At 70.3% G+C, this 26,046-nt stretch carries 24 protein-coding genes; 15 read left to right on the forward strand and 9 right to left on the reverse strand.

The features are described from left to right. The 4 genes from ACRWK7_RS32710 to ACRWK7_RS32725 are packed head-to-tail and all read left to right on the forward strand — an operon-like array spanning position 1 to position 5,901. Complete coding sequence (locus tag ACRWK7_RS32710; protein ID WP_431861637.1) at positions 1 to 795, forward strand: metal ABC transporter ATP-binding protein; 795 nt, start codon at positions 1 to 3, stop codon at positions 793 to 795. Continuing rightward, the gene (locus tag ACRWK7_RS32715; protein ID WP_431861639.1) at positions 788 to 1,981 is read left to right on the forward strand and encodes a metal ABC transporter permease; all 1,194 of its coding nucleotides are present in this window, start codon (positions 788 to 790) and stop codon (positions 1,979 to 1,981) included. The genes ACRWK7_RS32710 and ACRWK7_RS32715 overlap by 8 nt, the downstream gene beginning before the upstream one ends. Next, entirely contained in the window at positions 1,972 to 2,955 is a 984-nt protein-coding gene (locus ACRWK7_RS32720) for a metal ABC transporter permease (RefSeq protein ID WP_431861641.1), read from the forward strand. The genes ACRWK7_RS32715 and ACRWK7_RS32720 overlap by 10 nt, the downstream gene beginning before the upstream one ends. Positions 2,956 to 2,994: 39 nt before the next feature. Continuing rightward, positions 2,995 to 5,901: an ATP-binding protein gene (locus ACRWK7_RS32725; RefSeq protein ID WP_431861643.1), complete on the forward strand. Its 2,907-nt coding sequence runs from the start codon at positions 2,995 to 2,997 to the stop codon at positions 5,899 to 5,901. Between the two features lie 69 nt (positions 5,902 to 5,970). Here the strand turns inward: ACRWK7_RS32725 and ACRWK7_RS32730 are convergent, their stop codons facing one another. After that, positions 5,971 to 6,180: a cold-shock protein gene (locus tag ACRWK7_RS32730; protein ID WP_431861645.1), complete on the reverse strand. Its 210-nt coding sequence runs from the start codon at positions 6,178 to 6,180 to the stop codon at positions 5,971 to 5,973. 194 nt (positions 6,181 to 6,374) lie between these two features. Continuing rightward, a complete protein-coding gene (locus tag ACRWK7_RS32735) occupies positions 6,375 to 7,760 on the reverse strand; it encodes a sigma-54-dependent transcriptional regulator (protein ID WP_431861647.1) in 1,386 nt (461 codons plus the stop codon). Between the two features lie 222 nt (positions 7,761 to 7,982). On the opposite strand from ACRWK7_RS32735, the gene coaBC reads away from it, so the two are divergent. The 6 genes from coaBC (at position 7,983) to ACRWK7_RS32765 (ending at position 12,629) form a co-directional block, all read left to right on the forward strand. Next, positions 7,983 to 9,230 (forward strand): bifunctional phosphopantothenoylcysteine decarboxylase/phosphopantothenate--cysteine ligase CoaBC, encoded by a 1,248-nt coding sequence (gene coaBC / locus ACRWK7_RS32740; protein ID WP_431861649.1) that lies wholly within the window; start codon positions 7,983 to 7,985, stop codon positions 9,228 to 9,230. Continuing rightward, positions 9,227 to 9,703: a dUTP diphosphatase gene (gene dut / locus ACRWK7_RS32745; RefSeq protein WP_431861651.1), complete on the forward strand. Its 477-nt coding sequence runs from the start codon at positions 9,227 to 9,229 to the stop codon at positions 9,701 to 9,703. The genes coaBC and dut overlap by 4 nt, the downstream gene beginning before the upstream one ends. Further along, on the forward strand, positions 9,703 to 10,158 hold the full coding sequence (locus ACRWK7_RS32750) for an RrF2 family transcriptional regulator (RefSeq protein ID WP_109118885.1): 456 nt from the start codon (positions 9,703 to 9,705) through the stop codon (positions 10,156 to 10,158). The genes dut and ACRWK7_RS32750 overlap by 1 nt, the downstream gene beginning before the upstream one ends. Positions 10,159 to 10,233: 75 nt before the next feature. Beyond that, the gene (gene cysK / locus ACRWK7_RS32755; RefSeq protein WP_431861654.1) at positions 10,234 to 11,187 is read left to right on the forward strand and encodes a cysteine synthase A; all 954 of its coding nucleotides are present in this window, start codon (positions 10,234 to 10,236) and stop codon (positions 11,185 to 11,187) included. 214 nt (positions 11,188 to 11,401) lie between these two features. Beyond that, entirely contained in the window at positions 11,402 to 12,184 is a 783-nt protein-coding gene (locus tag ACRWK7_RS32760) for a HesA/MoeB/ThiF family protein (RefSeq protein WP_431861807.1), read from the forward strand. A gap of 7 nt (positions 12,185 to 12,191) precedes the next feature. Then, entirely contained in the window at positions 12,192 to 12,629 is a 438-nt protein-coding gene (locus ACRWK7_RS32765; RefSeq protein WP_431861656.1) for a DsrE family protein, read from the forward strand. A 111-nt stretch (positions 12,630 to 12,740) separates the two neighbouring features. Here ACRWK7_RS32765 and ACRWK7_RS32770 read toward each other — a convergent pair whose 3' ends face one another. From ACRWK7_RS32770 to ACRWK7_RS32780, 3 genes are read right to left on the reverse strand one after another with little or no spacing between them, the layout of a single operon-like run. Then, positions 12,741 to 13,784 carry an NADP(H)-dependent aldo-keto reductase gene (locus ACRWK7_RS32770; RefSeq protein WP_431861658.1) on the reverse strand — a complete coding sequence of 348 codons (1,044 nt, stop codon included), beginning with the start codon at positions 13,782 to 13,784 and terminating at the stop codon, positions 12,741 to 12,743. A gap of 22 nt (positions 13,785 to 13,806) precedes the next feature. Beyond that, a complete protein-coding gene (locus ACRWK7_RS32775; RefSeq protein ID WP_431861660.1) occupies positions 13,807 to 14,958 on the reverse strand; it encodes an FIST signal transduction protein in 1,152 nt (383 codons plus the stop codon). A 4-nt stretch (positions 14,959 to 14,962) separates the two neighbouring features. Beyond that, positions 14,963 to 15,622 (reverse strand): arylesterase, encoded by a 660-nt coding sequence (locus ACRWK7_RS32780; RefSeq protein WP_431861662.1) that lies wholly within the window; start codon positions 15,620 to 15,622, stop codon positions 14,963 to 14,965. Between the two features lie 57 nt (positions 15,623 to 15,679). Between ACRWK7_RS32780 and ACRWK7_RS32785 the strand changes: the two genes are divergently transcribed. The 4 genes from ACRWK7_RS32785 (at position 15,680) to ACRWK7_RS32800 (ending at position 20,048) form a co-directional block, all read left to right on the forward strand. Next, positions 15,680 to 16,411, forward strand: coding sequence for an ABC transporter ATP-binding protein (locus ACRWK7_RS32785; protein ID WP_431861664.1), 732 nt, complete (start codon positions 15,680 to 15,682; stop codon positions 16,409 to 16,411). A gap of 1 nt (position 16,412) precedes the next feature. Beyond that, entirely contained in the window at positions 16,413 to 18,926 is a 2,514-nt protein-coding gene (locus ACRWK7_RS32790) for an ABC transporter permease (RefSeq protein ID WP_431861666.1), read from the forward strand. Between the two features lie 132 nt (positions 18,927 to 19,058). Further along, on the forward strand, positions 19,059 to 19,784 hold the full coding sequence (locus ACRWK7_RS32795) for a Bax inhibitor-1/YccA family protein (protein ID WP_431861668.1): 726 nt from the start codon (positions 19,059 to 19,061) through the stop codon (positions 19,782 to 19,784). Positions 19,785 to 19,904: 120 nt separating this feature from the next. Continuing rightward, complete coding sequence (locus tag ACRWK7_RS32800) at positions 19,905 to 20,048, forward strand: hypothetical protein (RefSeq protein ID WP_431861670.1); 144 nt, start codon at positions 19,905 to 19,907, stop codon at positions 20,046 to 20,048. Between the two features lie 22 nt (positions 20,049 to 20,070). Here ACRWK7_RS32800 and ACRWK7_RS32805 read toward each other — a convergent pair whose 3' ends face one another. The 3 genes from ACRWK7_RS32805 to dnaK all read right to left on the reverse strand — a co-directional run bounded on the left by ACRWK7_RS32805 (position 20,071) and on the right by dnaK (position 24,702). Next, positions 20,071 to 21,198 carry a diguanylate cyclase gene (locus ACRWK7_RS32805; RefSeq protein ID WP_431861672.1) on the reverse strand — a complete coding sequence of 376 codons (1,128 nt, stop codon included), beginning with the start codon at positions 21,196 to 21,198 and terminating at the stop codon, positions 20,071 to 20,073. Between the two features lie 305 nt (positions 21,199 to 21,503). Beyond that, positions 21,504 to 22,658 carry a molecular chaperone DnaJ gene (gene dnaJ, locus ACRWK7_RS32810; RefSeq protein WP_431861673.1) on the reverse strand — a complete coding sequence of 385 codons (1,155 nt, stop codon included), beginning with the start codon at positions 22,656 to 22,658 and terminating at the stop codon, positions 21,504 to 21,506. A 112-nt stretch (positions 22,659 to 22,770) separates the two neighbouring features. Beyond that, the gene (gene dnaK, locus ACRWK7_RS32815; RefSeq protein WP_431861675.1) at positions 22,771 to 24,702 is read right to left on the reverse strand and encodes a molecular chaperone DnaK; all 1,932 of its coding nucleotides are present in this window, start codon (positions 24,700 to 24,702) and stop codon (positions 22,771 to 22,773) included. 592 nt (positions 24,703 to 25,294) lie between these two features. Here dnaK and ACRWK7_RS32820 point away from each other — a divergent pair. Then, on the forward strand, positions 25,295 to 25,498 hold the full coding sequence (locus ACRWK7_RS32820; protein ID WP_109118871.1) for a hypothetical protein: 204 nt from the start codon (positions 25,295 to 25,297) through the stop codon (positions 25,496 to 25,498). A gap of 30 nt (positions 25,499 to 25,528) precedes the next feature. On the opposite strand, the gene ACRWK7_RS32825 is transcribed toward ACRWK7_RS32820, so the two are convergent. After that, positions 25,529 to 26,011 carry a hypothetical protein gene (locus tag ACRWK7_RS32825; RefSeq protein ID WP_431861677.1) on the reverse strand — a complete coding sequence of 161 codons (483 nt, stop codon included), beginning with the start codon at positions 26,009 to 26,011 and terminating at the stop codon, positions 25,529 to 25,531. Positions 26,012 to 26,046: the final 35 nt, after the last annotated feature.

The raw sequence follows: 26,046 nt of genomic DNA on the forward strand, positions 1-26,046 counted from the left end.
ATGCAGTATCTCTGGCGCACGCCCGGAGCCCGCGACGAGGCCGGCCAGACCCCGATGGGGCCGAGCCCGCTGCTGGTCCGCAGCCTTACCGTCGCTTACCACCGCAAGCCGGTGCTGTGGGACGTCACCTACGTGGCACCACCGCGCGGCCTGATCGCCGTGGTCGGTCCGAACGGCGCCGGCAAGTCGACGCTGATCAAGGCGTGCCTCGGCCTGGTGCCCACCGTCGCCGGCTCGGTCGAGGTGTTCGGCCGGCCGTTGCGCAAGCAGCGCCGCCTCGTCGGCTACGTGCCGCAGCGCGAGAGCGTGGACTGGGATTTCCCGGTGTCGGCGCTCGACGTCGTTGCCATGGGGCGCTACGGCATGATCGGCTGGTTCCGCCCGGTCGGCCGCGCCCACAAGGAGGCCGCCCTGCACGCGCTGGAGCGCGTCGGCATGGCCGACTTCGCGCACCGGCAGATCGGCCAGCTCTCCGGCGGCCAGCAGCAGCGCGTCTTCCTGGCCCGCGCGCTGGCGCAGGAGGCGCAGCTCTACTTCATGGATGAGCCCTTCGCCGGGGTGGACGCCGCCACCGAGCGCGCGGTGCTCCAGGTCCTGCGCGACCTCGACGCCGCCGGGCGGACCGTGGTCTGCGTGCACCACGACCTGCAGACGGTGGCCGAGTACTTCGACCACGCGCTGCTGGTGAACGCCCGCGTGATCGCCGACGGCCCCGTGCGCGAGGTGCTGACGCCCGACCACCTGCGCGCCGCCTACGGCGGCCGCCCCCTGCCCTTCGAGGTGTCCGGTGCTTGAGGAGGCGGCGCGCGTCCTCACCCTCAAGGCCGGGTTCAACACCGCGGTGGTGGTGGCCGGCACCGCGGCGCTGGGCATGGCCGGGGGCACGGTGGGCACCTTCCTGCTGCTGCGCCGCCGCGCCCTGGTCAGCGACGCACTGAGCCACGCCACGCTGCCGGGCATCGCCGCGGCCTTCCTGCTGGGCGTCTGGCTGGGGCTGCCGGGGCGCTCGCTGCCGCTGCTGCTGGCCGGCGCGGCGGCCAGCGGCGTGCTGGGGGTGCTGACCATCCAGGCGCTGGTGCGCTTCACCCGCCTGACCGAGGACTCGGCCATCGGCGCCGTGCTCGCCACCGCGTTCGGCCTGGGCGTGGTGCTGCTGAGCTACATCCAGACCCTCCAGGTCGGCGGACAGGCAGGCCTGGGCCACTTCATCCTCGGCCAGACCGCGGCGATGGCGTGGCGCGAGGCGGTGGCCATGGGCGTGCTGGCGCTCGCCGCCGCCGGCACCACGGCGCTGCTGTTCAAGGAGCTGCGGCTGGTCGCCTTCGATCCCGGCTTCGCACACGGCCAGGGCTGGCCGGTGCAGCGTCTGGACATTGCGCTGATGGCGCTGGCGGCGCTGGTCACGGTGATCGGCCTGCAGACGGTTGGACTGATCCTGGTGGTGGCGCTGCTGATCATCCCGCCCGCCGCGGCGCGCTTCTGGACCGAGCGGCTGGCGGCCATGACCGTCATCGCGGCCGTGCTCGGCGCGCTGAGCGGCTGGCTGGGCGCCGCGCTGTCGGCCCTGTTCCCGAAGCTGCCGGCCGGCGCGGTGATCGTGCTGGTGGCCGGCGGCTTCTTCCTGCTGAGCTTCCTGTTCGCTCCGGCCCGCGGTCTGCTTGCCGCCGCGCTGCGCGCCGGCCGCCTGCGCCTCGCGTTGGCCGAGCAGCAGGCGCTGCGCCGGCTGCTGGCCGACGCCGACGCGTCCCCGGCCATGCGGCGTTGGCTGGCGCTGAAAGGCTTTTGCCGCAACGGCGCCCTCACCGGCCGCGGCCACGCCGCCGCCCGCGCCGCAGAGCGCAACCGCCGCCTGTGGGAGCGCTTCCTGATCGACCACCCCGCCCTCGCCCCCGCCACGCCCGACTGGGGAATCGCCCCCATCGACCGCGTGCTGCCGGCCGACCTCGTGCGGGTGCTGGAGGAGCGCGCGCGATGCACCTGACCCTTCAGGACTTCCTGCAGATCGACCTGCCCGCCCTGATGGCCGCCGTGCTGGCCTGCGCCGCCTGCGCGCTGGTCGGCAACTTCCTGGTGCTGCGCCGGCAGGGGCTGATGGGCGACGCGGTCAGCCACGCGGTGCTGCCGGGCATCGTCGGCGGCTTCCTGCTGGTGGGGTCGCGCGACACGCTGCCGATGATGGCCGGGGCGCTGGTCTCCGCCGCGCTGGCCGGCGTGCTGATCGAGGCGGTGCGGCGTCTCGGCCGGCTCGAATCCGGGGCGGCGATGGGTGTGGTGTTCACGCTGTTCTTCGCCGCCGGCGTGGTGCTGATCGAGCAGGGGCCGGCGCGCGCCGTCGATCTCGACGCCGACTGCGTGCTGTACGGCCAGCTGGAGACCATCCTGTGGCTGGCGCCCACCACCTGGTCCTCCCTGCTCAGGCCGGCGGTGTGGCTGGAGCTGCCGCGGCAGGTGGTGACGCTCGCGGCCGTGTTCGCCCTGGTGCTGGCCTGCGTGCTGCTGTTCCGCAAGGAACTGACCATCGCCGCCTTCGACCCCGGTCTGGCCGGCGCGCTGGGGCTGCGGCCGGGGCTGTTCCATTACGGCGTGCTGCTGCTGACCGCCGCCACCGCCATCGCCGCGTTCGAGGCGGTGGGCTCGATCCTCGTCGTCGCCATGCTGATCGCCCCGCCCGCGGCGGCGCGGCTGCTGACCGACCGGCTGCCGGTTCAGCTGGCGCTGAGCACCGCGCTGGGCGCGCTGGCCGGGGTGGCCGGCTACGCCGGCGCGGCGTTCGGGCCATTCTGGCTGGGGGCGGAGCACTCGCTGAACGCCGCCGGCATGATCGCGGTGGCGGCCGGCGCGATCCTGACGCTCGCCGTGCTGCTGGGTCCGCGCCACGGCATCCTCGGCCGCGTGCTGGGACAGCGGCGGCTCGCCGCGGCGGTGGCGCAATCCGGCAATTCCCTTGAGCGTTGAGGGGATCTAGGATCGGCCCGGTCGTCACCGGAGCTCCCCATGTCCCCTGCCACTCGCCGAGGCCTGCTGATCGCCGCCGCGCTGGTCCTGCTGGTGGGCGATCTGGTGCACGACCTGCTGCACTTCTTCGGCTACCCGCTCCATGACGCCTTCACCACGCTCTGGGCGGCGTTGCTGGAGATGGCGGGGCCGCTGGCCGCGGCGCTGCTGCTGCTCGCCCTCGCCCTGCGCGAGACCGGCGCCGCCCGGCGCGCCCGCGCCGCCGCGCAGGAGGCGGAGGAGCGCGCCACCGCCGCGCACCGCCGCCTGTCCGAGGCGGTCGAGGCGATGGCGCAGAAATCCACCCTGCTGGAGGCGACCTTCGCCGCCATGGCCCAGGGCATCGTGGTGTGGAGCGCCGACGGCCGCCTGCTGACCTGGAACCGCCGGTTCGAGGCGCTGCTCGACCTGGCGCCGGGCTTCCTGGCGGTCGGCCTGCACACCGACGAGTTCCTGCGGCGGATGGCGTTGGAGGGCGAATTCGGCGTCGGCGACCTCGACGAGCTGGTGGCGCAGCGCCACGCCTTGGTCGCGCTCGATGGCCGGTTCGAGCGCACGCGCCCGAACGGCATGGTGCTGGAGATCCTGACCAGCCACCTGGACGACGGCGCGCTGCTGATGACCTACACGGACATCACCGCCCCCCGGCAGGTCGAGGCGGCGCTGCGCGAGAGCGAGGAGCGCTTCCGCCAGCTCTCGGACGCCGCCACGGACTGCATCATCGTCCACGAGGACGGCATCATCGTCGACATCAACCGCGCCGCGCTCGCCATGACCGGCTACAGCGCGGACGAACTGATCGGCCGTCCGCTCATCACCCTGGTCGCGCCCGAGGACCACGCCAAGGGCCTGAAGCGGATGGCCGACCGCAGCCAGACCCGCTTCGAGATCACCGGCCTGCGCGCCGACGGCTCGCGCTACGTCGTCGGCGGCGAGACGCGCTACGTTCCCTACCGCGGGCGCACCGTGGCCATCGTCTCGGTGCACGACATCACCGCCTACCGCGACGCCGAGGCGCAGCTGCGCCGCGCCAAGGAGCAGGCGGAGCTGGCCAGCCAAGCCAAGTCCGACTTCCTGCGCATGATCAGCCACGAGATCCGCACGCCGCTGAACGGCGTGCTGGGCATGATCGGCGTGCTGCTGGACGGCCACCTCAGCGAGCAGCAGCGCACCTACGCGCTGACCGCCCGCGAGTCGGGCGAGGCGCTGCTGGCGATCCTCAACGACATCCTCGACCTGTCGAAGATGGAGGCCGGCAAGCTGGAGCTGGAGCCGGCCGGCTTCGACCTCGTCGAGCTGGTGGAGGGCGCCATGGAGCTCCTGTCGCCGCGCGCCGCCGCCAAGGGCATCGGCCTCGCCGCCGCGGTGCCGGCGACGCTGCCCGCGGCGCTGCGCGGCGACGCCGGGCGGCTGCGGCAGGTGCTGCTGAACCTCGCCGGCAACGCCGTGAAGTTCACCGAGGAGGGCGGCGTCGCCGTCACCGTCGCCTCCGAGGGCCTCGACAATCAGGGCCGCGAGCGCGTGCGCTTCGAGGTGGCCGACACCGGCGTCGGCATTCCGCTCGACGCACACCCCCACCTGTTCGAGGAGTTCACCCAGGCCGCCCCGATCCTGTCGCGGCGCTATGGCGGCACCGGGCTGGGTCTCGCCATCTCGCGCCGGCTGGTCGATCTGATGGGCGGCAGCATCGGATTCGACAGCGCGCCCGGCCGCGGCAGCCGCTTCTGGTTCACCGTGCCGCTGGAGCCGCAGCCCGGCACTACCCCGGCCGCGCCGCCGCTGGCCGGTCGACGAGTGCTGCTGGTGGATCCCTGCCCGCTCAACCGCGCGACGCTGCGCCTGCAGATCGCCTCCTGGGGGGCGGAGGTGGTGGAAGCGTCGGACGCCGATGCCGCCTTGCGTGCCGGCCCGGTCGACTCCGCGCTTCTCGACACCGGCATCGGCAGCGCCACGGCCCTTGCCGACGCCCTTCGCCAAGCGGGCGCCAGGCGCGTCGTGCTGCTCGCCGAGGTCGGGCCGGCCGCCGGCCGCGCCCGGCCGGGGATCGACGCCACGCTGGTCAAGCCGCCGCGGCAGGCCCGCCTGCTTGCCGCGCTGGACGGCAACGCGGTGCCGCCCGAACCGGCCCTGCCCGCCGCCCGCCCGGCACCGCGCCCAAACGGCCGCCGCCTGTTGCTGGTGGAGGACAGCCCGACCAACCAGATGGTCGCCACTGCCTTCCTGAAAGCCGCCGGCTACCGCATCGACGTCGCAGCCAATGGGCTGGAGGGGGTGGAAGCGGTGCGCACCGTGCCCTACGACCTGGTGCTGATGGACATCGCCATGCCGGACATGGACGGGCTGAGCGCCACGCGGGCGATCCGCGCGCTGCCGCCGCCGGCCGGCACGCGGCCGATCATCGCCATGACCGCCGACACCATGGAGGGCGACCGCGAGCGCTGCCTCGCCGCCGGCATGAACGACCATGTCGGCAAGCCGGTGGACCGCACCCGCCTGCTGGAGGTGGTGGAGCGCTGGCTGCCCCCCGAACCGGTGGCTCCCGCCGTCGGCGAGGAGGAGGGACCGGCGCCCGACGCGCTGGACGACGAGGTGCTGGCGCAGCTCGCCCGTGACCTCGACCCCGAGCTGCTGGCCGACGTCATCCGCCAGTTCCTGGAGGAAACGCGCGAGCGCGTCGAGCGCATCGCCGGAACGGGAGCCGACGCCTCGGCCCTGGCGCAGGAGGCGCACACGCTGAAGAGCACCGCCGGCACCTTCGGCGCCCAGCGCCTGTCGGTCGCCGCGCGCGAGCTGGAGATGGCCTGCCGCGGCCACGCCACGGCGGAAATCCGCACCCTGCGCCGCCAGATCCCCCAGCTTGCCCGCGAGGCGGCGGAGGCATACCGGGTCAAGGGGGTGGTGGGGTAGGCGACAGCTTTGCCCCCTCCCCTTCCATCCACCGCCAAAGGCGGGGGGTAGGGAGGGGGTTTCAGAACCTCAACTAACCACCGCGATGTTCACCGCCGCGTCCTTGCCGTTGGCGCCGCGGGCGACCTCGAACTGGACGCGCTGGCCTTCGGCGAGGCCGTGCAAGCCCGAACGCTGCACCGCCGTGATGTGGACGAACACGTCCTTGGCGCCGGCCTCCGGCGCGATGAAACCATACCCCTTGGTGGTGTTGAACCATTTGACGGTGCCGGTGGTCATGGGCGTGCTCCGAAGACGATGAGCGCCGAGGCTAGTCCTTGCACTTGTCCATCGACAAGACCCGTCGAGGAGATATGCCGATCGACACGCCATTCCACAATGGAATACGCCGTTTATTGCGAATCCTTTGCAGTCGAAACTTTCGATCGTCTAGTGCGATTTGGAAAGGAGACTTGTGCAAAGGGCGTATAACGCTAGATCTTGCCCTCCGCCTGCCAGGCAAGACGCTTGCGGTAGATGGTGGAGGCGCTGATGTCCAGCAGCGCCGCGGCGCGCGGGATGTTGCCGTCGCAGGCGGCGATGGCGTCCTCGATGGCGTCCTTCTCGACCTGCCACAGCGGCCGGATCGTCTTCGGTCCGGCGGCGGGCGCGGTCACCATGGGCGGCGGCGGGGACGCGGCCTGCGGCGCCAGCGGCGGCGGCAGCATTCCGGGCAGCACGGTGTCGCCGTCGTGCAGCACCACGATGTTGCGCACCACGTTCTGCAGCTGCCGCACGTTGCCCGGCCAGTGGTAGAGGCGCAGCACCTGCTCCGCCTCCGGCGAGAAGCGCTGGAAGCCCTTTCCCTCCTCGCGGGCGTACTCAGCGAGGTAGTGGCGCGCCACCTCGATCACGTCGTCCTCGCGCTCGCGCAACGCCGGCAGGTGGATGGGAATGACGTGCAGACGGTAGTAGAGATCCTCGCGGAAGCGGCCCTCCTCCACCTCCTTCAACGGGTCACGATTGGTGGCGCAGACGATGCGCAGGTCGACCTTCTCCAGCTTGCTGCCGCCGACCGGCATGAAGGTGCCGGTCTGGATGAAGCGCAGCAGCTTGGTCTGCAGGTTCGGCTCCAGCTCGCAGATCTCGTCGAGGAACAGCGTGCCGCCGTCGGCGCGCGCCGCCGCGCCCTCGCGGTCGGCCACCGCCCCGGTGAACGAGCCCTTCATGTGGCCGAAGATCTCCGACTCCATGAGGTCCTTGGGAATGGCGCCGCAGTTGATGGCGACGAAGGGCTTGTCGCCGCGCGGGCTCTGGCGGTGGATGGCCTCGGCGCAGACCTCCTTGCCGGTGCCCGACTCGCCGGTGATGAACACGGTGGCGCGGGACGCGGCGGCGCTGTCGATGATCCGGTACACCGCCTGCATCGCCAGCGACGAGCCGATGAAGCCGTGGTAGCGGGTGCGCGCCAGGTCCTTCTGGTAGGTGTCCACCAGCTGCGCCAGCCGCAGCCGCTCCACCGCGTTGCGCACGGTGACGGTGAGGCGCTCGGCCGAGAAGGGCTTCACCAGGAAATCGTAGGCACCGTGGCGCATCGCCTCGACCGCCACGTTGACCGAACCGTGCGCGGTGATCACCACCACGGCGCAGGGCAGCCCCTGCACCTCGATCCGGCGCAGCACCTCCATGCCGTGCATGTCCGGCAATTGCAGGTCGAGCAGCACGATGCGCGGCGCCCCGTCGGAGACGGCCTCCAGCGCCGCCGCCCCGGTCTCCACGGCGACGACGGTGAACGCCTCCTTCTTCAGATACTCGGCGTAGACCCGAGCCAGCGAGGGCGTGTCTTCGACCAGCAGGACGGTGGCGGGAGCAGAGAGCATGCGGTTTTGCTCGGCAAACTGGTGTCTTCCCAGGCTACGACGTTTGGGGAGCCAGCGCAAACCGCGATTGGATCCCGTCCGTCCGCACCGGTTTCACAGGACCGATACAACCAGTGGATGACGGCCGCACCGTGGAAATGGGGTACGCATCCGACTTGTCCGCGGCCCCGTGATGGAATATCTAGATTCTACACTTCCAACCGCGTACTCCGCGAGGCGGCGTTGAGCGACCACTCCATCCTGGCCGGCAAGCGGGTCCTGCTGATCATTGCGGGCGGCATCGCCGCGTACAAATGCCTGGACCTGATCCGCCGCCTGCGCGAGCGCGGCTGCGCCGTGCGCGCCGTCCTGACGCGGGCGGGCGCGCAGTTCGTCACGCCGCTGTCGGTGCAGGCGCTGACCGGCGACACCGTCTATCAGGACCTCTGGTCGCTGACCGACGAGTCGGAGATGGGGCACATACAGCTCTCGCGCGCCGCCGACCTGCTGGTGGTGGCGCCGGCCACCGCCAACATCCTGGCGCGCATGGCCGCCGGCATGGCCGACGACCTCGCCACCACCGCCTTGCTCGCCACCGACAAGCCGATCCTGGTGGCGCCTGCCATGAACGTGCGCATGTGGCTGAACCCGGCGACGCAGGCCAACATGGCGCTTCTCCGGTCGCGCGGCGTGGCCACCGTCGGCCCCAACGACGGCGAGATGGCCTGCAACGAGTACGGCCCCGGCCGCATGGCCGAGCCCATGGAGATCGTCGACGCCATCGCGGACCATTTCGCCGCCCGCGAGGCGCCGAAGCCCTTGTCCGGCACGCGCGCGCTGGTCACCAGCGGTCCGACGCACGAGCCCATCGACCCGGTGCGCTACATCGCCAACCGCTCGTCCGGCAAGCAGGGACACGCCATCGCCGCGGCACTGGCGCGGCTGGGCGCGGAGGTGACGCTGGTCAGCGGCCCGACCCGCCTGCCCGACCCGCCCGGCTGCACCGTCCGGCACGTCGAGAGCGCCCGCGACATGCTCGCCGCCTGTGAAGCCGCGCTTCCCGTCGACGTCGCGGTGTTCGCCGCCGCGGTGGCCGACTGGCGCGTCAAGGACGCCGCCGAACGCAAGCTGAAGAAGGACGGCGGCGGCCCGCCGACGCTGGAGCTGTGCGAGAACCCCGACATCCTCGCCACCGTGTCCAGGTCCGCGCAACGGCCCGCTTTGGTGGTGGGCTTCGCGGCGGAGACCGGCGACGTGGTCGCCTACGCCCAGGCCAAACGCGCCCGCAAGGGCTGCGACTGGATCGTCGCCAACGATGTCTCCCTGGGCACCCAGACCTTCGGCGGCGACGCCAACACCGTCCACCTGATCCGCGCCGCTTCAAACAATCAAGGGGACGCGGTTGAGGACTGGCCGACCATGGACAAGGACGCCGTCGCCGACCGCCTCGCCCGCACCATCGCCGACCACCTGAAGGGAGCCGCTTCGTGACCGCCGTGACCGTCCCCGTCCTCCGCCTGCCCCACGCGGAGGGCCTGGAATTGCCGGCCTACGCCACCGCCGACTCGGCGGGCCTCGACCTCGTGGCCGCGGTCGCCGGGCCGGTGGTGCTGCCACCGGGCGGCCGGGCGCTGGTCCCCACCGGCCTGGCCATCGCCCTGCCGCCAGGGTTCGAGGCGCAGGTGCGGCCGCGCTCCGGCCTGGCGCTCAAGCACGGGGTGACGGTGCTGAACACGCCGGGCACCATCGACGCCGACTACCGTGGCGAGGTCGGCGTCATCCTCATGAACCACGGGGCCGAGCCCTTCACCATCAACCGTGGCGACCGCATCGCCCAGTTGGTGCTGGCGCGCTACGAGCGCATCGCCTGGGCGCCCGCCGACCGCCTGCCGGAAACGGCGCGCGGCGCGGGCGGCTTTGGTTCCACCGGTCATTCAACCCAGTCGCCCACGCAGAGGTCGTGATGCTGCGCATCTCCAAGAAGCTGATGTTCGCCATCGAGGCGGTGCTGGACATCGCCTACAACGCCGGCACCGAGCCGGTGCAGTCCGGCGAGATCACCCGCCGCCAGGGAATCCCCAAGCGCTACCTGGAGCAGGTGCTGCAACAGCTGGTGCGCGACGGTATCCTGGCCGGCGTGCGCGGCCCCCGCGGCGGTTATCGCCTCGCCCGCGAGCGGCGCCGCATCACGCTGGGCGAGATCGTCCGCGTCGTCCGCTCCATGGAGACCGCCTCGGACCCCATCGAGGATCCCGCGGGCTCGATCCTCGGCCACAAGGTGGTGCGGCCGATGTGGGCGGAACTGCAGGACGAGTTCATCGCCAAGCTGGAAGGCATCACCATCGAGGACCTCTGCCTGCGCGCCCGCGCCGCCGGCGTCGAGAGCGAGACCGAAGACCGGATCGACTTTACCATTTGATTCTGGTCAAGAGGCGCCTAAACTCACATTTCAGATGTGAGATACCACCAATTCACGCGTTCGGGAGGTGAAACCATGGCCGAGTTCCGCGGCAGGATCTACGACAGCATCGTCGACACCATCGGCGCCACGCCGCTCGTGCGCGTGAAGCGCCTGGCCGAGGACGCCGGGGTGAAGGCCGACATCGTCGGCAAGCTGGAATTCTTCAACCCGCTGGCCAGCGTCAAGGACCGCATCGGCTTCGCGATGATCGAGGCGGCGGAGCGCGAGGGCAAGATCGCCCCCGGCCGCACCACGCTGGTCGAGCCGACCTCGGGCAACACCGGCATCGCGCTGGCCTTCGTCGCCGCCGCCAAGGGCTACAAGCTGATCCTGACCATGCCCGAGAGCATGTCGATCGAGCGGCGCAAGATGCTGAAGCTGCTGGGCGCCGAACTGGTGCTGACCCCGGCGCCGGAGGGCATGAAGGGCGCCATCCGCCGCGCCGAGGAGCTGGTGGCCCAAGGCCCCGACACCTACATGCTCCAGCAGTTCAAGAACCCGGCCAACCCGGAGATCCACCGCAACACCACGGCGGAGGAGATCTGGAAGGATACCGACGGCAAGGCCGACATCCTGATCTCCGGCGTCGGCACGGGCGGCACGCTGACCGGCGTGTCGGAGGTGCTGAAGGCGCGCAAGCCCGGCTTCAAGGCCGTGGCGGTGGAGCCGGAAGACAGCCCCGTCCTGTCCGGCGGCATGCCCGGCCCGCACAAGATCCAGGGCATCGGCGCCGGCTTCGTGCCGGACATCCTGAACACCAAGCTGATCGACGAGGTGGTGCGCATCTCCAACCAGCGCGCCTTCGAGACCGCGCGCAAGGTGGCGAAGCTGGAGGGGCTGCCGGTCGGCATCTCCTCGGGCGCGGCCCTCGCCGCGGCGCTGGAGATCGGTGCCAAGCCGGAGAACGAGGGCAAGCTGATCGTGGTGATCCTGCCGTCCTTCGCGGAGCGGTACCTGTCGACGGCGCTGTTCGAGGGGCTGGAGTAAGGATACTCCCTCTCCCCTCGCTCACGCCGGATCCTCGATCCGGCTGACGCGACAGGCGGGTCCTATGGACCCGCAGAAAGCGGGGAGAGGGTTTGGGGTGAGGGGGTCCGGCACCGCCGTGACCTTCCGCCCCGCGGGTCCCCCTCGCCCTATCCCTCTCCCCAGAGGGGAGAGGGGATGCATGATCGCTCCGTCCTGCGCTACACTGGCGCCCATGGACTTCACCGACACCCAGCTGAACCGCTATTCCCGCCACATCATCCTGCCGGACGTCGGCGGGGTGGGGCAGGAGAAGCTTCTCAAATCCAGGGTCCTGGTGGTGGGCGCCGGCGGCCTGGGCTCGCCGCTGCTGCTGTACCTCGCGGCCGCCGGAGTGGGCACCATCGGCGTCGTCGATGACGACGTGGTGGACCTCTCCAATCTGCAGCGCCAGATCATCCACGACGAATCCACTCTCGGCGTGCCGAAGGTGGAGAGCGCCGCCGCCCGCGTCCGCGCGCTGAACTCCGACGTGAGGATCGAGGCGCACAAGGCCCGCATCACCAAGGACAACGCACTCGACCTGATCGGGCGCTACGACGTGGTGGCCGACGGGTCGGACAATTTCGGCACGCGCTTCCTGCTGAACGACGCCTGCTTCTTCGCCAGGAAGACGCTGGTCTCCGCGGCGATGCTGCGCTTCGACGGGCAGATCTCGACCTTCAAGGCGCACGAGAGCGGGCCCTGCTACCGCTGCATCTTCCGCGAGCCGCCGCCGCGCGGGCTGGTGCCGTCCTGTTCGGAGGGTGGGATCCTGGGAGCGCTGGCCGGCGTCGTCGGCTCGCTGCAGGCGACCGAGGTGCTGAAGGAGCTGCTGGGCATCGGCGAGAGCCTGTCGGGCAGCCTGCTGATGCTCGACACGCTCAACGCCGGCTACCACCGCATCTCGGTGAAGCCCGATCCGGCCTGCCCGCTGTGCGGCACCGACCGCACGCTTCATGACCTGTCGCACCACTGAGGCCGCCATGCAGGGACCCGACAGCCTGTCCATCGTGGTGTTCGCCGGCGGCTTCGACCGCGTGCACTACGCGCTCGTCATGGCGAGCGCCGCGGCGGCGACCAACCGCAAGGTGACGTTGTTCTTCACCGGCCGGGCGCTCCGCGCCCTGGTGCACGAGCAGGAGCCGGGCGTGCTCGGCTGGCACGACCTGGACGCCGCCGACGACGGCAGCCGACCGACCGAGCGCGACCATTACTTCGCCAAGAACGGGCTGGCCACCTTCGAGGAACTGCTGGACGCCTGCGTGGCGCTGGGCGTCACCGTCATGGCCTGCGAGATGGGCCTGAAGGCGCTGGGCCTGCCGCCCGGCGCTGGCCTGCGGCCCGACGTGCCGGTGCGGAAGGGCGGCGTGGTTACCTTCCTGAACGAGTCGCCGGCCGGCGGAGCGATGCTGTTCGTCTGAGCTTTTTGCCCCCTCCCCATCCCTCCCCCGCTGACGCGGGAGAGGGGGCAGAGCGGCGGAGTTCCCTCCCCTGCGAAGCGGGGGAGGGTTAGGGAGGGGGCAAACGCCAGTTCACGGGCACGGATCCGGCAGCCGTGCGTGCACCGCGTCGATCTCCTTCAGCACCGCGTCGCTCAGCGCCACATCCAGCGCCTCGATGTTGGACTTCAGGTCCTCCAGCCGCGTCGCCCCGATCAGCGCAGAGGCCACGAACGGCTGCCGCGCCACGAAGGCGATCGCCATCTGCGTCGGCGACAGCCCATGCCGCCTGGCGATGTCCAGGTAGGCCCGCGTCGCCTCCTCGGCGCTCGGCGTGTCGTAGCGCGACTTGCGGTGGTCGATGGCGCGCCGGGTGCCCGGCGGCACCGTGCCGCCCAGGTACTTGCCCGACAGCGTCCCCGCCCCCAGCGGCGCGTAGGCGAGCAGCCCGACGTCCTCGCGCAGCCCGATCTCCGCCAGCGCGGTCTCGTAGGCGCGGTTCAGCAGGTTGTAGGCGTTCTGGACGCTGGCGATGCGCGGCAGGCCGTGCATGTCCGACAGTTTCAGGCAGGTCATCACGCCCCAGGGCGTCTCGTTGGACAGGCCGATGTGGCGGATCTTGCCGGCCTGGATGAGGTCGCCCAGCACCGCCAGCGTCTCGATCAGCGGGGTGCCGTCCATCTCCGGCTTGTGCTGGTAGCTGCGGCCGCCGAAGCGGTTGGTGACGCGGTCGGGCCAGTGCAGCTGGTAGAGGTCGATGACGTCGGTCCGCAGCCGCTTCAGGCTGGCGTCCACCGCCGCCACGAGGTTGGCGCGGTCGAGCTTCGCGTTGCCGCCGCGGATCCAGGGGAAGCCGCCGTGCGCCGCGCCGATGGCCTTGCTGGCGAGGATCACCTGGTCGCGCTTGCCGCGGCTCTGGAACCAGGCGCCGATGATCTCCTCGGTGGTGCCGTAGGATTCGGCGATCGGCGGGATCGCGTACATCTCGGCGGTGTCCCAGAAGGTGATGCCGTGGTCGAGCGCCAGATCCATCTGGGCGTGCCCCTCGGCTTCGGTGTTCTGGCGGCCCCAGGTCATGGTGCCGAGGCCAAGGACGCTCACCTGGAGGCCGGTGCGGCCCAGCGGGCGGTACTGCATGCGGAAATTCCTGAACTATGGGTCAGAGGAAGAGGGTGAGCACGCCCGTGTAGCCGTACAGCCGGGCGTTGGAGACCTCGCCGTTGGCGAAGAAGCCGACCAGAGGGAACTCGCCCAGCGCGCGCTGGATCATGGCGACCTCCTGGTTGCCCTCACCGAAGAAGTTCGGTCCGCGGGCGACGCAGCTGACGTAGACGCCGCCCTTCGGCGGGCCGGACAGCCGCTTCCTCAGCTTCTCCAGCATGCGCTCCATGTCGAGCACGGCGGACTGCCGGTCGCGGCGGGCGAACAGGATGCGGCGGCCGGGCTCGACCCGCTCGGCGACCGCCAACCAGCCCATGCGCGGGTCGATGGCGATGATGTCGCGCACCAGATAGTCCGCCGTGTCCGACCCGGTGATCGGCAGCCCGGCGAAGATGTAGCCGGCGACGCGGTTGAGGTCGCGCGCCAGCAGCTCGCCGATGTCCTCCTTGAACACCTCCAGCGCCGGGCGGCCGTCGATCTCGATGATCAGGTTCTCCTCGGCCGCAGTGATCGTGCGCATCGGCCCGATGGGCGAGCAGCCCTGCGTCAGCCCGGTCGCCACCTCCAGCCCGTTGCCGAACAGCACGCCCGACACCCCGCCGTCGCCCACCGGGTCGTCGCTGCCCCTGCCGGGCCCGCTGAACTGCGGGTACTCGCCGCGCGACGAGGCCAGCCCGCCGACCAGGAACGCCCCGGTCGCCTCGCCCAGTTGCGTCATCAGATCGGCCAGATCGGCGTTGCGCGGGTCGGCGTGCACGAGACCGAGCGTCGCCCCGTTGCGGTCGAGCCAGCCGCCGGCGACGCGGCGCATCGGCTCCAGATCGCCGCTGACCACCGGGAAGACGCGGAACGACTCCTCGGGCAGGCGGGCGGCCATCACGGCGATGGCCGGCTGGTCGAACAGCTCCTCCCCGCCGCCCAGCACGCCGATCCCGACGGTGCCGACCCAGTCGCGGATCCCGGTCACCCCGCGCAGCAGGTTGAGGATGCTGGACGCCTGCTCAGCCAGCGAATCGGTGACGTACAGGAAGCCCAGGTTGCAGCCGCGCACGTCGCCCAGCTTGTCCAGGCACGCCTTGACCGTCTGCCCCCAGTCCGGCCCGGCGGCCGAAGCGGCGTGGAAGCGCGTTGCCGCGGTGGTGGTGCCCATGCCTTCAGCCTCCGTGCGCCCGCTGGTCCAAAAGGCGCGTGACGTAGGGCAGGATGCCCTCGACGACCCGTTGTACGCCGGCAGCGTTCGGGTGGATGCCGTCCCCCTGGTTCAGGCGGGGTTCCGTCGCCACGCCCTCAAGGAAGAAAGGGTACAGCGGCACCCCGTACGCCTGCGCCAGGTCCGGGTAGATGGCGTTGAAGCGGTCGACGTACGCCTTGCCGTACGTACCCGACGCGTACATCCCGGCGAGCAGCACGGGGATCTTCCGCTCGGTGATCGTCTTCAGGATGGTGTCGAGGTTGGCGCGCGATGCGCCGGGATCGATGCCGCGCAGCATGTCGTTGGCGCCCAGTTCGACGATCATGGCGTCCGGCGTGTCGCCCAGCGTCCACTCCAGCCGCGCCCGGCCGCCGGCCGTGGTGTCGCCGGACACGCCGGCGTTGACCACCGTCACGTCGTAGCCCCTGGCCTTCAGCGCCTTCTCCAGCACCACCGTGAAGCCCTGGTCCGGCGGCAGGCCGTAGCCAGCGGTCAGGCTGTCGCCCAGCGCCACGAGCTTCACCGGCGCCGCGTGCGCCGCCGCGCTCATGGATAGAGCTCCCAGGCACACCCCGAGGGCCAGCAGGCCCGCCAGCGCGGCGTTGAAAAGGCGATGTGCCATGCCATATGGCGGAAATCCCATTCGTTCCCCGTCCCGTATCCCGGTGAGACCCTTCGCATGTCCCGACCCGATTCCGCGGCGTCTCCGATCGTCCAGCTTCAGGACGTCCACCTGAGATTGGACAGCGCCGCCGGACCCGTCAACATCCTGAGGGGCCTGGATCTCTCGGTCGGGCGCGGCGAGAGGGTCGGCGTGGTCGGCCCGTCGGGCTCCGGCAAGTCGACCATGATGATGGTGATGGCGGGGCTGGAGCGCCCCACCTCCGGCCGCATCTCGGTGGCGGGGCACGACCTCGGCGGCCTCGACGAGGACCGGCTGGCGCGCTTCCGCCGCGACCATGTGGGCATCGTCTTCCAGGCCTTCCACCTCGTGCCGACCATGACGGCGCTGGAGAACGTGGCGATCCCGCTGGAGTTCGCCGGGGCGTCGGACGCCTTCGAGCGCGCCCGCGCCGGGCTGGAAGCGGTCGGCCTCGCGCACCGGCTGACCCACTACCCCGGCCAGTTGTCGGGCGGCGAGCAGCAGCGCGTCGCCATCGCCCGCGCCTTCGTCGCCGAACCGTCGCTGCTGCTGGCCGACGAGCCGACCGGCAACCTCGATATCGACACCGGCGCCACCATCGTCGAGTTGCTGTTCGGTCTGGCCGAGCGGCGCGGCACCACGCTGGTGCTGATCACCCACGACCCGGCGCTGGCCCGCCGCTGCGACCGCACGGTGACGCTGCGCGACGGGCGCATCGCGGCGGACGAGCGGCGCGTGCGCGAAGACCTGCGCGTTGCGGGGGAGTGAGATGCTCGCCTTCCGCATGGCACTCCGCGAGCTGCGCAGCGGCCTGCAAGGGTTCCGCATCTTCCTGGCCTGCCTGACGCTCGGTGTCGCGGCCATCGCCGCGGTGCAGTCGGTGTCCAGCGGCATCCTGACCGGCTTGCAGGAGGATGGACGCGCCATCCTCGGCGGCGACGTCAGCGTCCGCCAGATCTACACTCCGCCGGCCGACGACGCGCTGGCTTTCCTGAAGCGGTCCGGCCGCATCTCCGAGTCGGCGGAGATGCGCGGCATGGCGCGCTCCCTCGACGAGCAGCGCTCCACCCTGGTCGAGCTGAAGGCGGTGGACGGCGCCTACCCGCTGTTCGGCGCGGTCGAACTGCGCGACGGCGGCGATCTGCAGGCCCTGCTCGCCAAGCGCAACGGCGCCTGGGGCGCGGTGGCCGAGGACACGCTGCTCGACCGGTTGGAGCTGAAGCCCGGCGACCGCCTGCGCCTCGGCGACGCCGAGATCGAGGTGCGCGCCGTGCTGGCCCGCGAGCCGGACAAGGCCTCGTCCGGCGCCTTCGCGCTCGGCCCCCGGCTGATGGTGTCCACCGCCGCCCTGCCCGACACCGCGCTGCTGCAACCCGGCAGCATCGTCTACTGGACCGAGAAGATCGCGCTTTCCCCCGGCACCGACGCCAAAGCATGGCAGGCGGAGTTGGGCAGGCGCTTCCCCGACGCCGGGTGGCGGGTGCGCGACACGACCAACGCCTCGCCGCAGATCGAGCAGTTCATCGAGCGGATGACGCTGTTCCTGACGCTGGTCGGCCTGACCGCGCTGCTGGTGGGCGGCGTAGGCGTGAGCAACGCCGTGCACGCCCACCTCGACGCCCGCGCCGGGACCATCGCCACGCTGAAGTGCGTCGGCGCCCCCGGCGCGCTGGTGTTCCGCACCTACCTGATCCAGGTGATGCTGCTGGCGGCGCTGGGCATCGCCTTCGGTCTGGTGATCGGCGGGACGGCACCCCTGTTGCTCGGCCGGCTGCTGGAGGGCGTGCTGCCGATCAACGCGCACTTCGGCATCTACCCCGGCGCGCTGGCCGTCGCCGCGCTGTTCGGGCTGCTGACCGCGCTGACCTTCTCGCTGTGGCCGCTCGGCCGGGCGCGCGAGGTGCCGGCGGGGGCGCTGTTCCGCGACGTGATCGCACCGTCCGGCGGCCGGCCGCGCTGGGTCTACGTCGCGGCGCTGGCGGCATCGGCCACCGCGCTGGCGGCGCTGGCCATCGTCACCGCGGCGGACAAGCGGTTCGCCTGGTGGTTCGTCGGCGGCGCCATCGCCACGCTGCTGGCCTTCCGCGGGGCGGCGTGGCTGGTCACCCGCGGCGCGGCGCGCGCCGGCCGGCCGAAGCGGCCGGGGCTGCGGCTGGCGCTCGCCAACCTGCACCGGCCCGGCAACCCGACGGCCAGCGTCGTGCTGTCGCTCGGCCTCGGGCTGACGGTGCTGGTCGCCATCGCGTTGGTGGAGGGCAACTTCGCCCGCCGCATCAACGACGTGATCCCCAAGGACGCGCCCAGCTTCTTCTTCGTCGACGTGCAGCCCGACCAGTTCGACGCGTTCAGGCAGACGGTGCTCTCCGTCCCCGGCACGCACGGCTTCGAGGCGGTGCCCAGCCTGCGCGGCCGCCTCGCCACGGTGAACGGCGAGGAGGCGGAGAAGGCGCTGAAGAACCCGGAGAAGGCCTGGATCATCCGCAACGAGCGCGGCATCACCTATTCGGCCGCCCCGCCGCGCAACGGCGAGATCGTCGCCGGCTCCTGGTGGCCGGAGGACTACCGCGGGCCGCCGCTGCTCTCCATCCACAAGGACGTGGCGGAGGCGTTCGGCATCGGCGTCGGCGACCGGCTGGGCCTGTCGATCCTCGGCCGCGTCATCGAGGCCAAGGTGGCGAACGTGCGCGCCGCCGACTTCTCGACCATGGCCATCAACTTCGCCCTGGTACTGTCGCCAGGCGTGCTGGAGTCCGCCCCGCAGACCTGGATCGCCACTGTCCGCGCGCCCGTGGACGTGGAGCCGGCGGTGCAGCGCGCGGTGCTCAAGCGCTTCCCCAACATCACCAGCGTGCGCATCAAGGACGCGCTGGAGACGGTGTCCGGCATGCTGGGCAACATCGGCCTCGCGGTGCGGCTGACCGCGGCGATCACGCTGATCGCCGGCACGCTGGTGCTGGCCGGCGCGGTGGCGGCCGGGCATCGGCGGCGGGTCTACGATTCGGTGGTGCTGAAGGTGCTGGGGGCGACGCGGAAGGACGTGCTGGGCGCCTTCCTGATGGAATACGGCCTTCTGGGACTGGTCACCGCGCTGATCTCCGGCATCATCGGCACCATCACGGCGTGGGCCATTTTGACGCGGCTGATGCGCTGGGACTGGACCTTCCTGCCCTCGGCCGTGCTGTGGACGGCGGCGCTGTGCACGGCGATCACGCTGCTCTTCGGCTTCCTGGGCACGTGGCGGGCGTTGGGGCAGCCGGCGGCACCGCTGCTGCGCAACGAGTAGCGGCACCCGCATGACATCGGGATGAAGCTTCGTTCATGAAACCCGAGTCATCCGGTGGGCATCTTGAACGAAGCGGTGGACTCCACGATATGCTACGCTGTTGAGACCAACATCGTTTCCGAGGATACCACAATGGCTGACCCGATTTTCCAGCGCTACGACACCGCCGCGGGCCGGGCGTTCGATCGGGGCTACTTCGACGAAGGCCTGCGCCAGCACATGCTGCGCGTCTACAACTACATGGGCGGCGGCCTGATCGTGACCGGTCTGGTCGCGCTCTTCGTCGCGTCCAGTCCGGCGATGCTGCAGGCCATCTTCGGCACCCCGCTGAAGTGGGTGGTGATGCTGGCGCCGCTGGCCTTCGTGATGGTGCTGTCGTTCGGCATCAACCGGCTGTCCTTCGCGGCGGCCCAGGGCGTGTTCTGGGCCTACTGCGCCGCCATGGGCCTGTCGATGGCGTCGATCTTCCTGGTGTTCACCGGGGCGTCGATCGCGCTGACCTTCTTCGTCACCGCGGCGACCTTCCTGGCGATGAGCCTGTGGGGCTACACCACCAAGCGTGACCTGTCCGGCATGGGCAGCTTCCTGGTGATGGGCCTGATCGGCATCCTGATCGCCAGCCTGGTCAACATCTTCTTCGCCTCGAGCGCGCTGCAGTTCGCGATCTCGGTGATCGGCGTGCTGATCTTCACCGGCCTGACCGCCTACGACACGCAGGCGATCAAGGAGAGCTACGCCGAGGGCTACGATCGCGAGAGCAGCGGCAAGCTGGCCCTGATGGGCGCGCTGACGCTGTACCTGGACTTCATCAACCTGTTCCAGTTCATGCTGCAGTTCCTGGGCCAGCGCGACGAGTAAGCGGCGCTCGCAGCGAACCGTTCGAACCGCCCGGGGGTCCGTCCCCCGGGCGGTTTTCGTTTGCGCGTGACGGACGACGGCCCGGCGTGTTCACCGGGGACACCGGCAACGGAGGCACGCATGGATCAGGACCGTAAGGACGACGCCAAGCCGCAGGATCAGGCGGCCGGGAAGCCGACGCCAAGCGGGAAGCTCGACGACAAGACCTCCAAGGCGCAGGAGGACGCGGCCAAGGAGCGGGCGGAGAAGGGCGGGTATCAGTGAGGGACAGGGGTGGCGGGCGCGTCTACTGCGCCGCGTCCGCCATCTCGACCGCCACGATGCGGTCCTTGCCGCCCTGCTTGGCGAGGTACATGCGGTGGTCGGCGAGGTCGACCATCCGCTCCCAGTCCTCCGGCCGGTCGGCCATGTACTCGGCGATGCCGATGCTGGCGGTCTGCGGGCTGCCGTCCGGCCGGTTGCCTAGGCCCACCGAGCGCAGCCGCTCGGCCGCCGCCCGCGCACCCTCGCGCGCGGTGTTGGGCATCACCAGCAGGAACTCCTCGCCGCCCCAGCGCACCAGGATGTCGCTCTGCCGCAGCATGCCGCGGATGGCATCGGCGGCGTTGCGGAGCACCCGGTCGCCCTCGTCGTGGCCGTAGCGGTCGTTCACCTTCTTGAAATTGTCGAGATCGACGAACACCAGCGCCAGCGGGTGCTCGCTGCGCTGGGCGTGGGCGAACTGCAGGCGCAGCAGCTCCTCGCCGATGCGCCGGCCGAAGGCGCCGGTCATGCTGTCGTGCGAGGCCTGGTCAACCAGCGCCATCATGAAATGCAGCTGGCTCATCGCCGCCAGCGCCGCCACCACGGTGATCAGCAGCAGCAACCACAAGGCACCAACGTAACTGGGAAACGGAAAAACCAGCGAGCCGTAGAGCCCCGCCGCCAGATGCGCCGACAACAGCGGCAGCGCGAACACCAGCCCCTCGATGGCGGTCAGCGGGAAGACGCTCAACCCCGCCACCATGACGAAGGGCAGGAAGGCGTATCCCGCCCCGACCGCGGCGGCGACGCCGATGATCTCGCGCTGGTTCAGCATGGGGTGGGAGAGCAGGAAGAACACCGTCGGCACCGCCAGCAGCAGCGCCAGCCCGCGCCACGCCGAGCCGATGTCGTCGCTGATCCGGTAGCCGAGCGCCAGCGCGCCGAACGCCGCGCTGGCGACGATGCGCAGCAGCGCCAGCCAGCCCCACAGTGGCCATTCGAAGATGACGACGTCGATGCCGATCCACAGCGGCGTCAGCACGGCGAACACCGCCGCCACCATGCGCACGCGGGAATGGATGAGGACGGCCCGCCGCCGCTGGATGATCGGCGTGTGGCCACCAGGGTGCACCAGGTCGCGCAGCTGCTCGAGGGACAGGTCACCGCTCACGGCCTGGAACGCCTTTTCCGCAAAGCGTCTGAGGAGATTCGAGGCCCCTGGATACACGCGATCCTCCCTCCCGGCAACTTACTTCGCTGTGTAAATCGTCGGCACGCGAACTCGCACGGGCGAGACGGCCCGGCACCGCGGAGCGTGCACGAACGGCTCGATAACTCCCGTTACAACGGGCACCCGTCAAGGAGCCAGTGGTAGGACCGGCTGCGACGCGATGACACGACGAAAGGTGCAGACAAAGAAAACGGGAGGGCAACCGCCCTCCCGTCCTGGTCTCGCCGCGGGCCTGGGGCCGCGCGCTACTCCTTCAGGTCCTCCCACAGCTCCTTCACCTTGGCGAAGAAGCCTTCGGACTGCGGGTTGGTGCCGCCGTCCTTGCCGCCGGCCTTCTCGAACTCGCGCAGCAGTTCCTGCTGGCGCTTGGTCAGGTTCATCGGCGTCTCGACCATCGCCTGGATGAACATGTCGCCGCGGTGCGGGCTGCGCAGCACCGACATGCCCTTGCCCTTCAGGCGGAACTGGTGGCCCGACTGGGTGCCGGCCGGCACCGTGATCTTGGCCTTGGTGCCGTCGATGGTCGGCACCTCCACCGAGCCGCCCAGCGCCGCCGTCACCATGGGGATCGGCACCCGGCAATGGACGTTGGCGCCGTCGCGCTGGAACAGCGGGTGCGGCGCGATGGCCAGGAAGATGTAGAGGTCGCCCGGCGGCGCGCCGCGCAGGCCAGCCTCGCCCTCGCCGGCGAGGCGGATGCGGGTGCCGTCCTCGACGCCGGCGGGGATGTTGACCTGGAGGGTCTTCTCCTTGCGCTGGCGGCCGGCGCCGCCGCAGCTCTTGCAGGCGTCCTTGATGATGCGGCCCTGGCCGTGGCAGGCCGGGCAGGTGCGCTCGATGGTGAAGAAGCCCTGCTGCGCGCGCACCTTGCCGTGGCCGGCGCAGGTCGGGCAGGTGATCGGCTGCGTGCCGGCCGCCGCGCCGGTGCCGCTGCAGCTCTCGCACGCCACGGAGGTCGGCACCCGCACCGTCGCCTGCGAGCCCTTGAAGGCCTCCTCCAGGCCGATCTCCAGGTTGTAGCGCAGGTCCTGGCCGCGGCCGGAGCCGCCGCCGCCCTGGCGACGCCCACCGCCCATGAACTCGCCGAACATCTCGTCGAAGATGTCGGCGAAGCCGCCGCCGAAGTCGAACCCGCCGCCGCCGAAGCCGCCGCCCGGGCTGCCCCGGCCGCCGTTCTCGAACGCCTGATGACCGAAGCGGTCGTAGGCCGCGCGCTTCTGTTCGTCCTTCAGGACGTCGTAGGCTTCGTTGATTTCCTTGAATTTGTGCTCGGCTTCGGCGTTCCCGGGATTGCGGTCCGGGTGGTACTGCATCGCCAGCTTGCGGTACGCCTTCTTGATCTCGTCCGCGCCGGCGCCCTTCGCCACGCCGAGGAGTTCGTAATAGTCCTGTTTCGCCATGGAAGCCCCGAGCGCCTCGCGTTAGCCCCAAAACACCGTTCCGGCCCGCCCCCGGAGCTTCGGGCGGCGGGCCGGACGGTATAGCACGAGTCCGTTCGGACCCGGGCGTGACTTACGCCGACTTCTTCTTGTCGTCGTCGACTTCCTCGAAGTCGGCATCGACCACGCCCGGCTCGGACTGGTGGCCGGCGCCCGCACCGGCGGCCCCGGCGGCACCCGCCGCGCCGGCGGCGTCGCCGGCACCGGCCTTGTACATGGCCTCGCCGATCTTCATGGAGGCCTGGGCCAGCGCGTCGGTCTTCGACTTGATGGCGTTCAGGTCGTCGCCGTCGAGCACCGCCTTGAGGTCGGCGATGGCACGCTCGGCCGCTTCCTTCTCGGCCGCCGGCACCTTCTCCGCACCCTCCTTGATGGAGCGCTCGGTGGTGTGGATCAGGCCGTCCGCCTGGTTGCGGGCGTCGATCAGCTCGCGCCGCTTCTTGTCCTCGGCGGCGTGGGCCTCGGCATCCTTCACCATCTTCTGGATGTCGGCGTCCGACAGGCCGCCCGAGGCCTGGATGCGGATCTGCTGCTCCTTGCCGGTGGCCTTGTCCTTCGCCATCACCGAGACGATGCCGTTGGCGTCGATGTCGAAGGTCACCTCGACCTGCGGCACGCCGCGCGGCGCCGGCGGGATGCCGACGAGGTCGAACTGGCCGAGCATCTTGTTGTCCGCCGCCAGTTCGCGCTCGCCCTGGAAGACGCGGATGGTCACGGCCGTCTGGTTGTCCTCGGCGGTCGAGAAGACCTGCGACTTCTTGGTCGGCACCGTGGTGTTGCGGTCGATCAGGCGGGTGAACACGCCGCCCAGCGTCTCGATGCCCAGCGACAGCGGGGTCACGTCGAGCAGCAGGACGTCCTTCACCTCGCCCTTCAGCACGCCGCCCTGGATGGCGGCGCCGATGGCAACCACCTCGTCCGGGTTGACGCCGCGGTGCGGCTCACGGCCGAAGAACTGCTTCACCGCGTCGATGACCTTGGGCATGCGGGTCATGCCGCCGACCAGGATCACCTCGTCGATCTCGTTGGCCTTCAGGCCGGCGTCCTTGAGCGCGGCCTTGCACGGCTCGATGGTGCGCTGGACGAGGTCGTCGACCAGGGCTTCCAGCTTGGCGCGCGTCAGCTTGACGTTCAGGTGCTTCGGGCCGGACGCGTCCGCGGTGATGAAGGGCAGGTTGACTTCGGTCTGCGTGGTCGAGGACAGCTCGATCTTCGCCTTTTCCGCGGCCTCCTTGAGGCGCTGCAGGGCCAGCTTGTCCTTGCGCAGGTCGATGCCCTGCTCCTTTTTGAACTCGTCGGCGAGGTAGTCGATGATGCGGGCGTCGAAGTCCTCACCGCCGAGGAAGGTGTCGCCGTTGGTCGACTTCACCTCGAACACGCCGTCGCCGATCTCCAGCACGGAGATGTCGAACGTGCCACCGCCCAGGTCGTACACGGCGATGGTGCCGGCGCCCTTCTTCTCCAGGCCGTAAGCCAGCGCGGCCGCGGTCGGCTCGTTGATGATGCGCAGCACTTCCAGGCCGGCGATCTTGCCGGCGTCCTTGGTGGCCTGGCGCTGGGCGTCGTTGAAGTAGGCGGGGACGGTGATGACCGCCTGGGTCACCTTCTCGCCCAGGTAGTTCTCCGCCGTCTCCTTCATCTTGCCGAGGATGAAGGCGCTGATCTGGCTGGGGCTGTACTTCTTGCCGTGCGCCTCGGTCCAGGCGTCGCCGTTGTCGCCCGCAATGATCTTGTAGGGAACGAGGCCCTTGTCCTTCTCGGTCAGCGGATCGTCGTAGCGACGGCCGATCAGACGCTTGATCGCGAAGAGGGTGTTCTCGGGGTTGGTCACCGCCTGGCGCTTGGCCGGCTGCCCGACGAGGCGCTCGCCGTTCTGCGCGAACGCGACCATGGACGGCGTGGTGCGCGCGCCCTCGGCGTTCTCGATCACCTTGGCGCTGGAGCCTTCCATCACGGCCACGCACGAGTTCGTGGTGCCGAGGTCGATGCCAATGACTTTGCTCATGTCTAAACCTCTGTTTTCCGGCAGATCGGCGGCGGCCCAGTGAACCGGCACCGCCGTGATCCCCATTCGGTTCGGTTGGAACGTGTCGGGGTGAACGCGACTGTCGCCGGAGATATAGGCAGGTGCGCCACGGCGTGCAACGCCCGCACGCGCTTACCGACGACGAAGATTGCAGCGGGATTGCGCGAAGATGACGCAGCCCCTCGCCCCGCGCCAGCGGGAAAACCAGCATTTGCGCGGACCAAGAGAATCCCGCTGCATACAGTGATATGTTTTGTACACACCGCCTCCCGCAACAGCTCTTACCGGAGCGAGAAGCACTCGCACAGTAGCGCAACCAGGAAAACTTGGACAATATGTCGCCGTTAACCTTCCGTTAACAGTATTCAACCGCGCTTGCGCGATTCCACCGGTCAAAGACGCGCGTTAACTGCTTGTTGACGCAAGATTCGTCTGCTTATCGTAAGATTCATCTGGTGAAGCCGACACGCATTTATGTTATATGCTGCGGTAACGCGGCACCGGACCTTGCGAAAGAAGGTTGCCGCAGATGAGTTGTATCCTGGCAGATAACCTGTTGAAGGGTGATCCGATGTTCGAAGACCGGCGCGGCGTGGCGCTTGCCATCAAATCCTGCCTCGACAGCCTGAAGGACGACGCCGCGCGCTGCGATCTCGACGATCTGGCCCGCTTCATCGGGCTGGCCGCCATGGCCGCGGAGGAGGCGGCGATCGAGGCCGACCCCAAGGCCATGCAGCTCAAGGCCCTGATGGCCGGCGGCGTCGGCCACTGCTGAACCGGCTGCGGGGGCTGTGACGCCCCCGCGCTACAGCAGCTCCGCGGCCCGGATCGCCGCGTCGAGCCCGGCAAGGTTCGAGACGTGCGGCTCCTGCCCGTCGAACAGCGCCGGCACCGTGTAGCTGAACATCGCCACCCGCGCCCGTCCGTCGCAGACGCGGCCGAGCAACCAAAGATAGTGGCTCTCGGTGCGGCCATCCTCTTCGGTTACCATCATCGCTTGGGCGAGGCGGGCACCGTCCTCCCGCTCCTCGACGCTGCGGTCGCTGACCCGGGCGTCGTCAGGGCGCACGAAGCGCAACGCCATCTCGTGCAGCACCGCCTCCGCCGGTTCGCCGGGACGCGGCGCGCGCTCGTCGGTCAGCACACGAAAGGCACCGCCGCCGGAATTGTTGGGGGCGAAGGCCAGCACCTCGATCCCCTCGCGGTCCTCGGACGACACCGTCCAGCCCATCGGCACGCGGAAGCGCACCGTGCCGGCCCACTCCACCGCCTTCCAATCCTCGTTCATCGCTTCCTCCGCGCTGGAGCGCCCTTGATAGCGTG

It is taken from the genome of Azospirillum sp., from assembly GCF_050789165.1.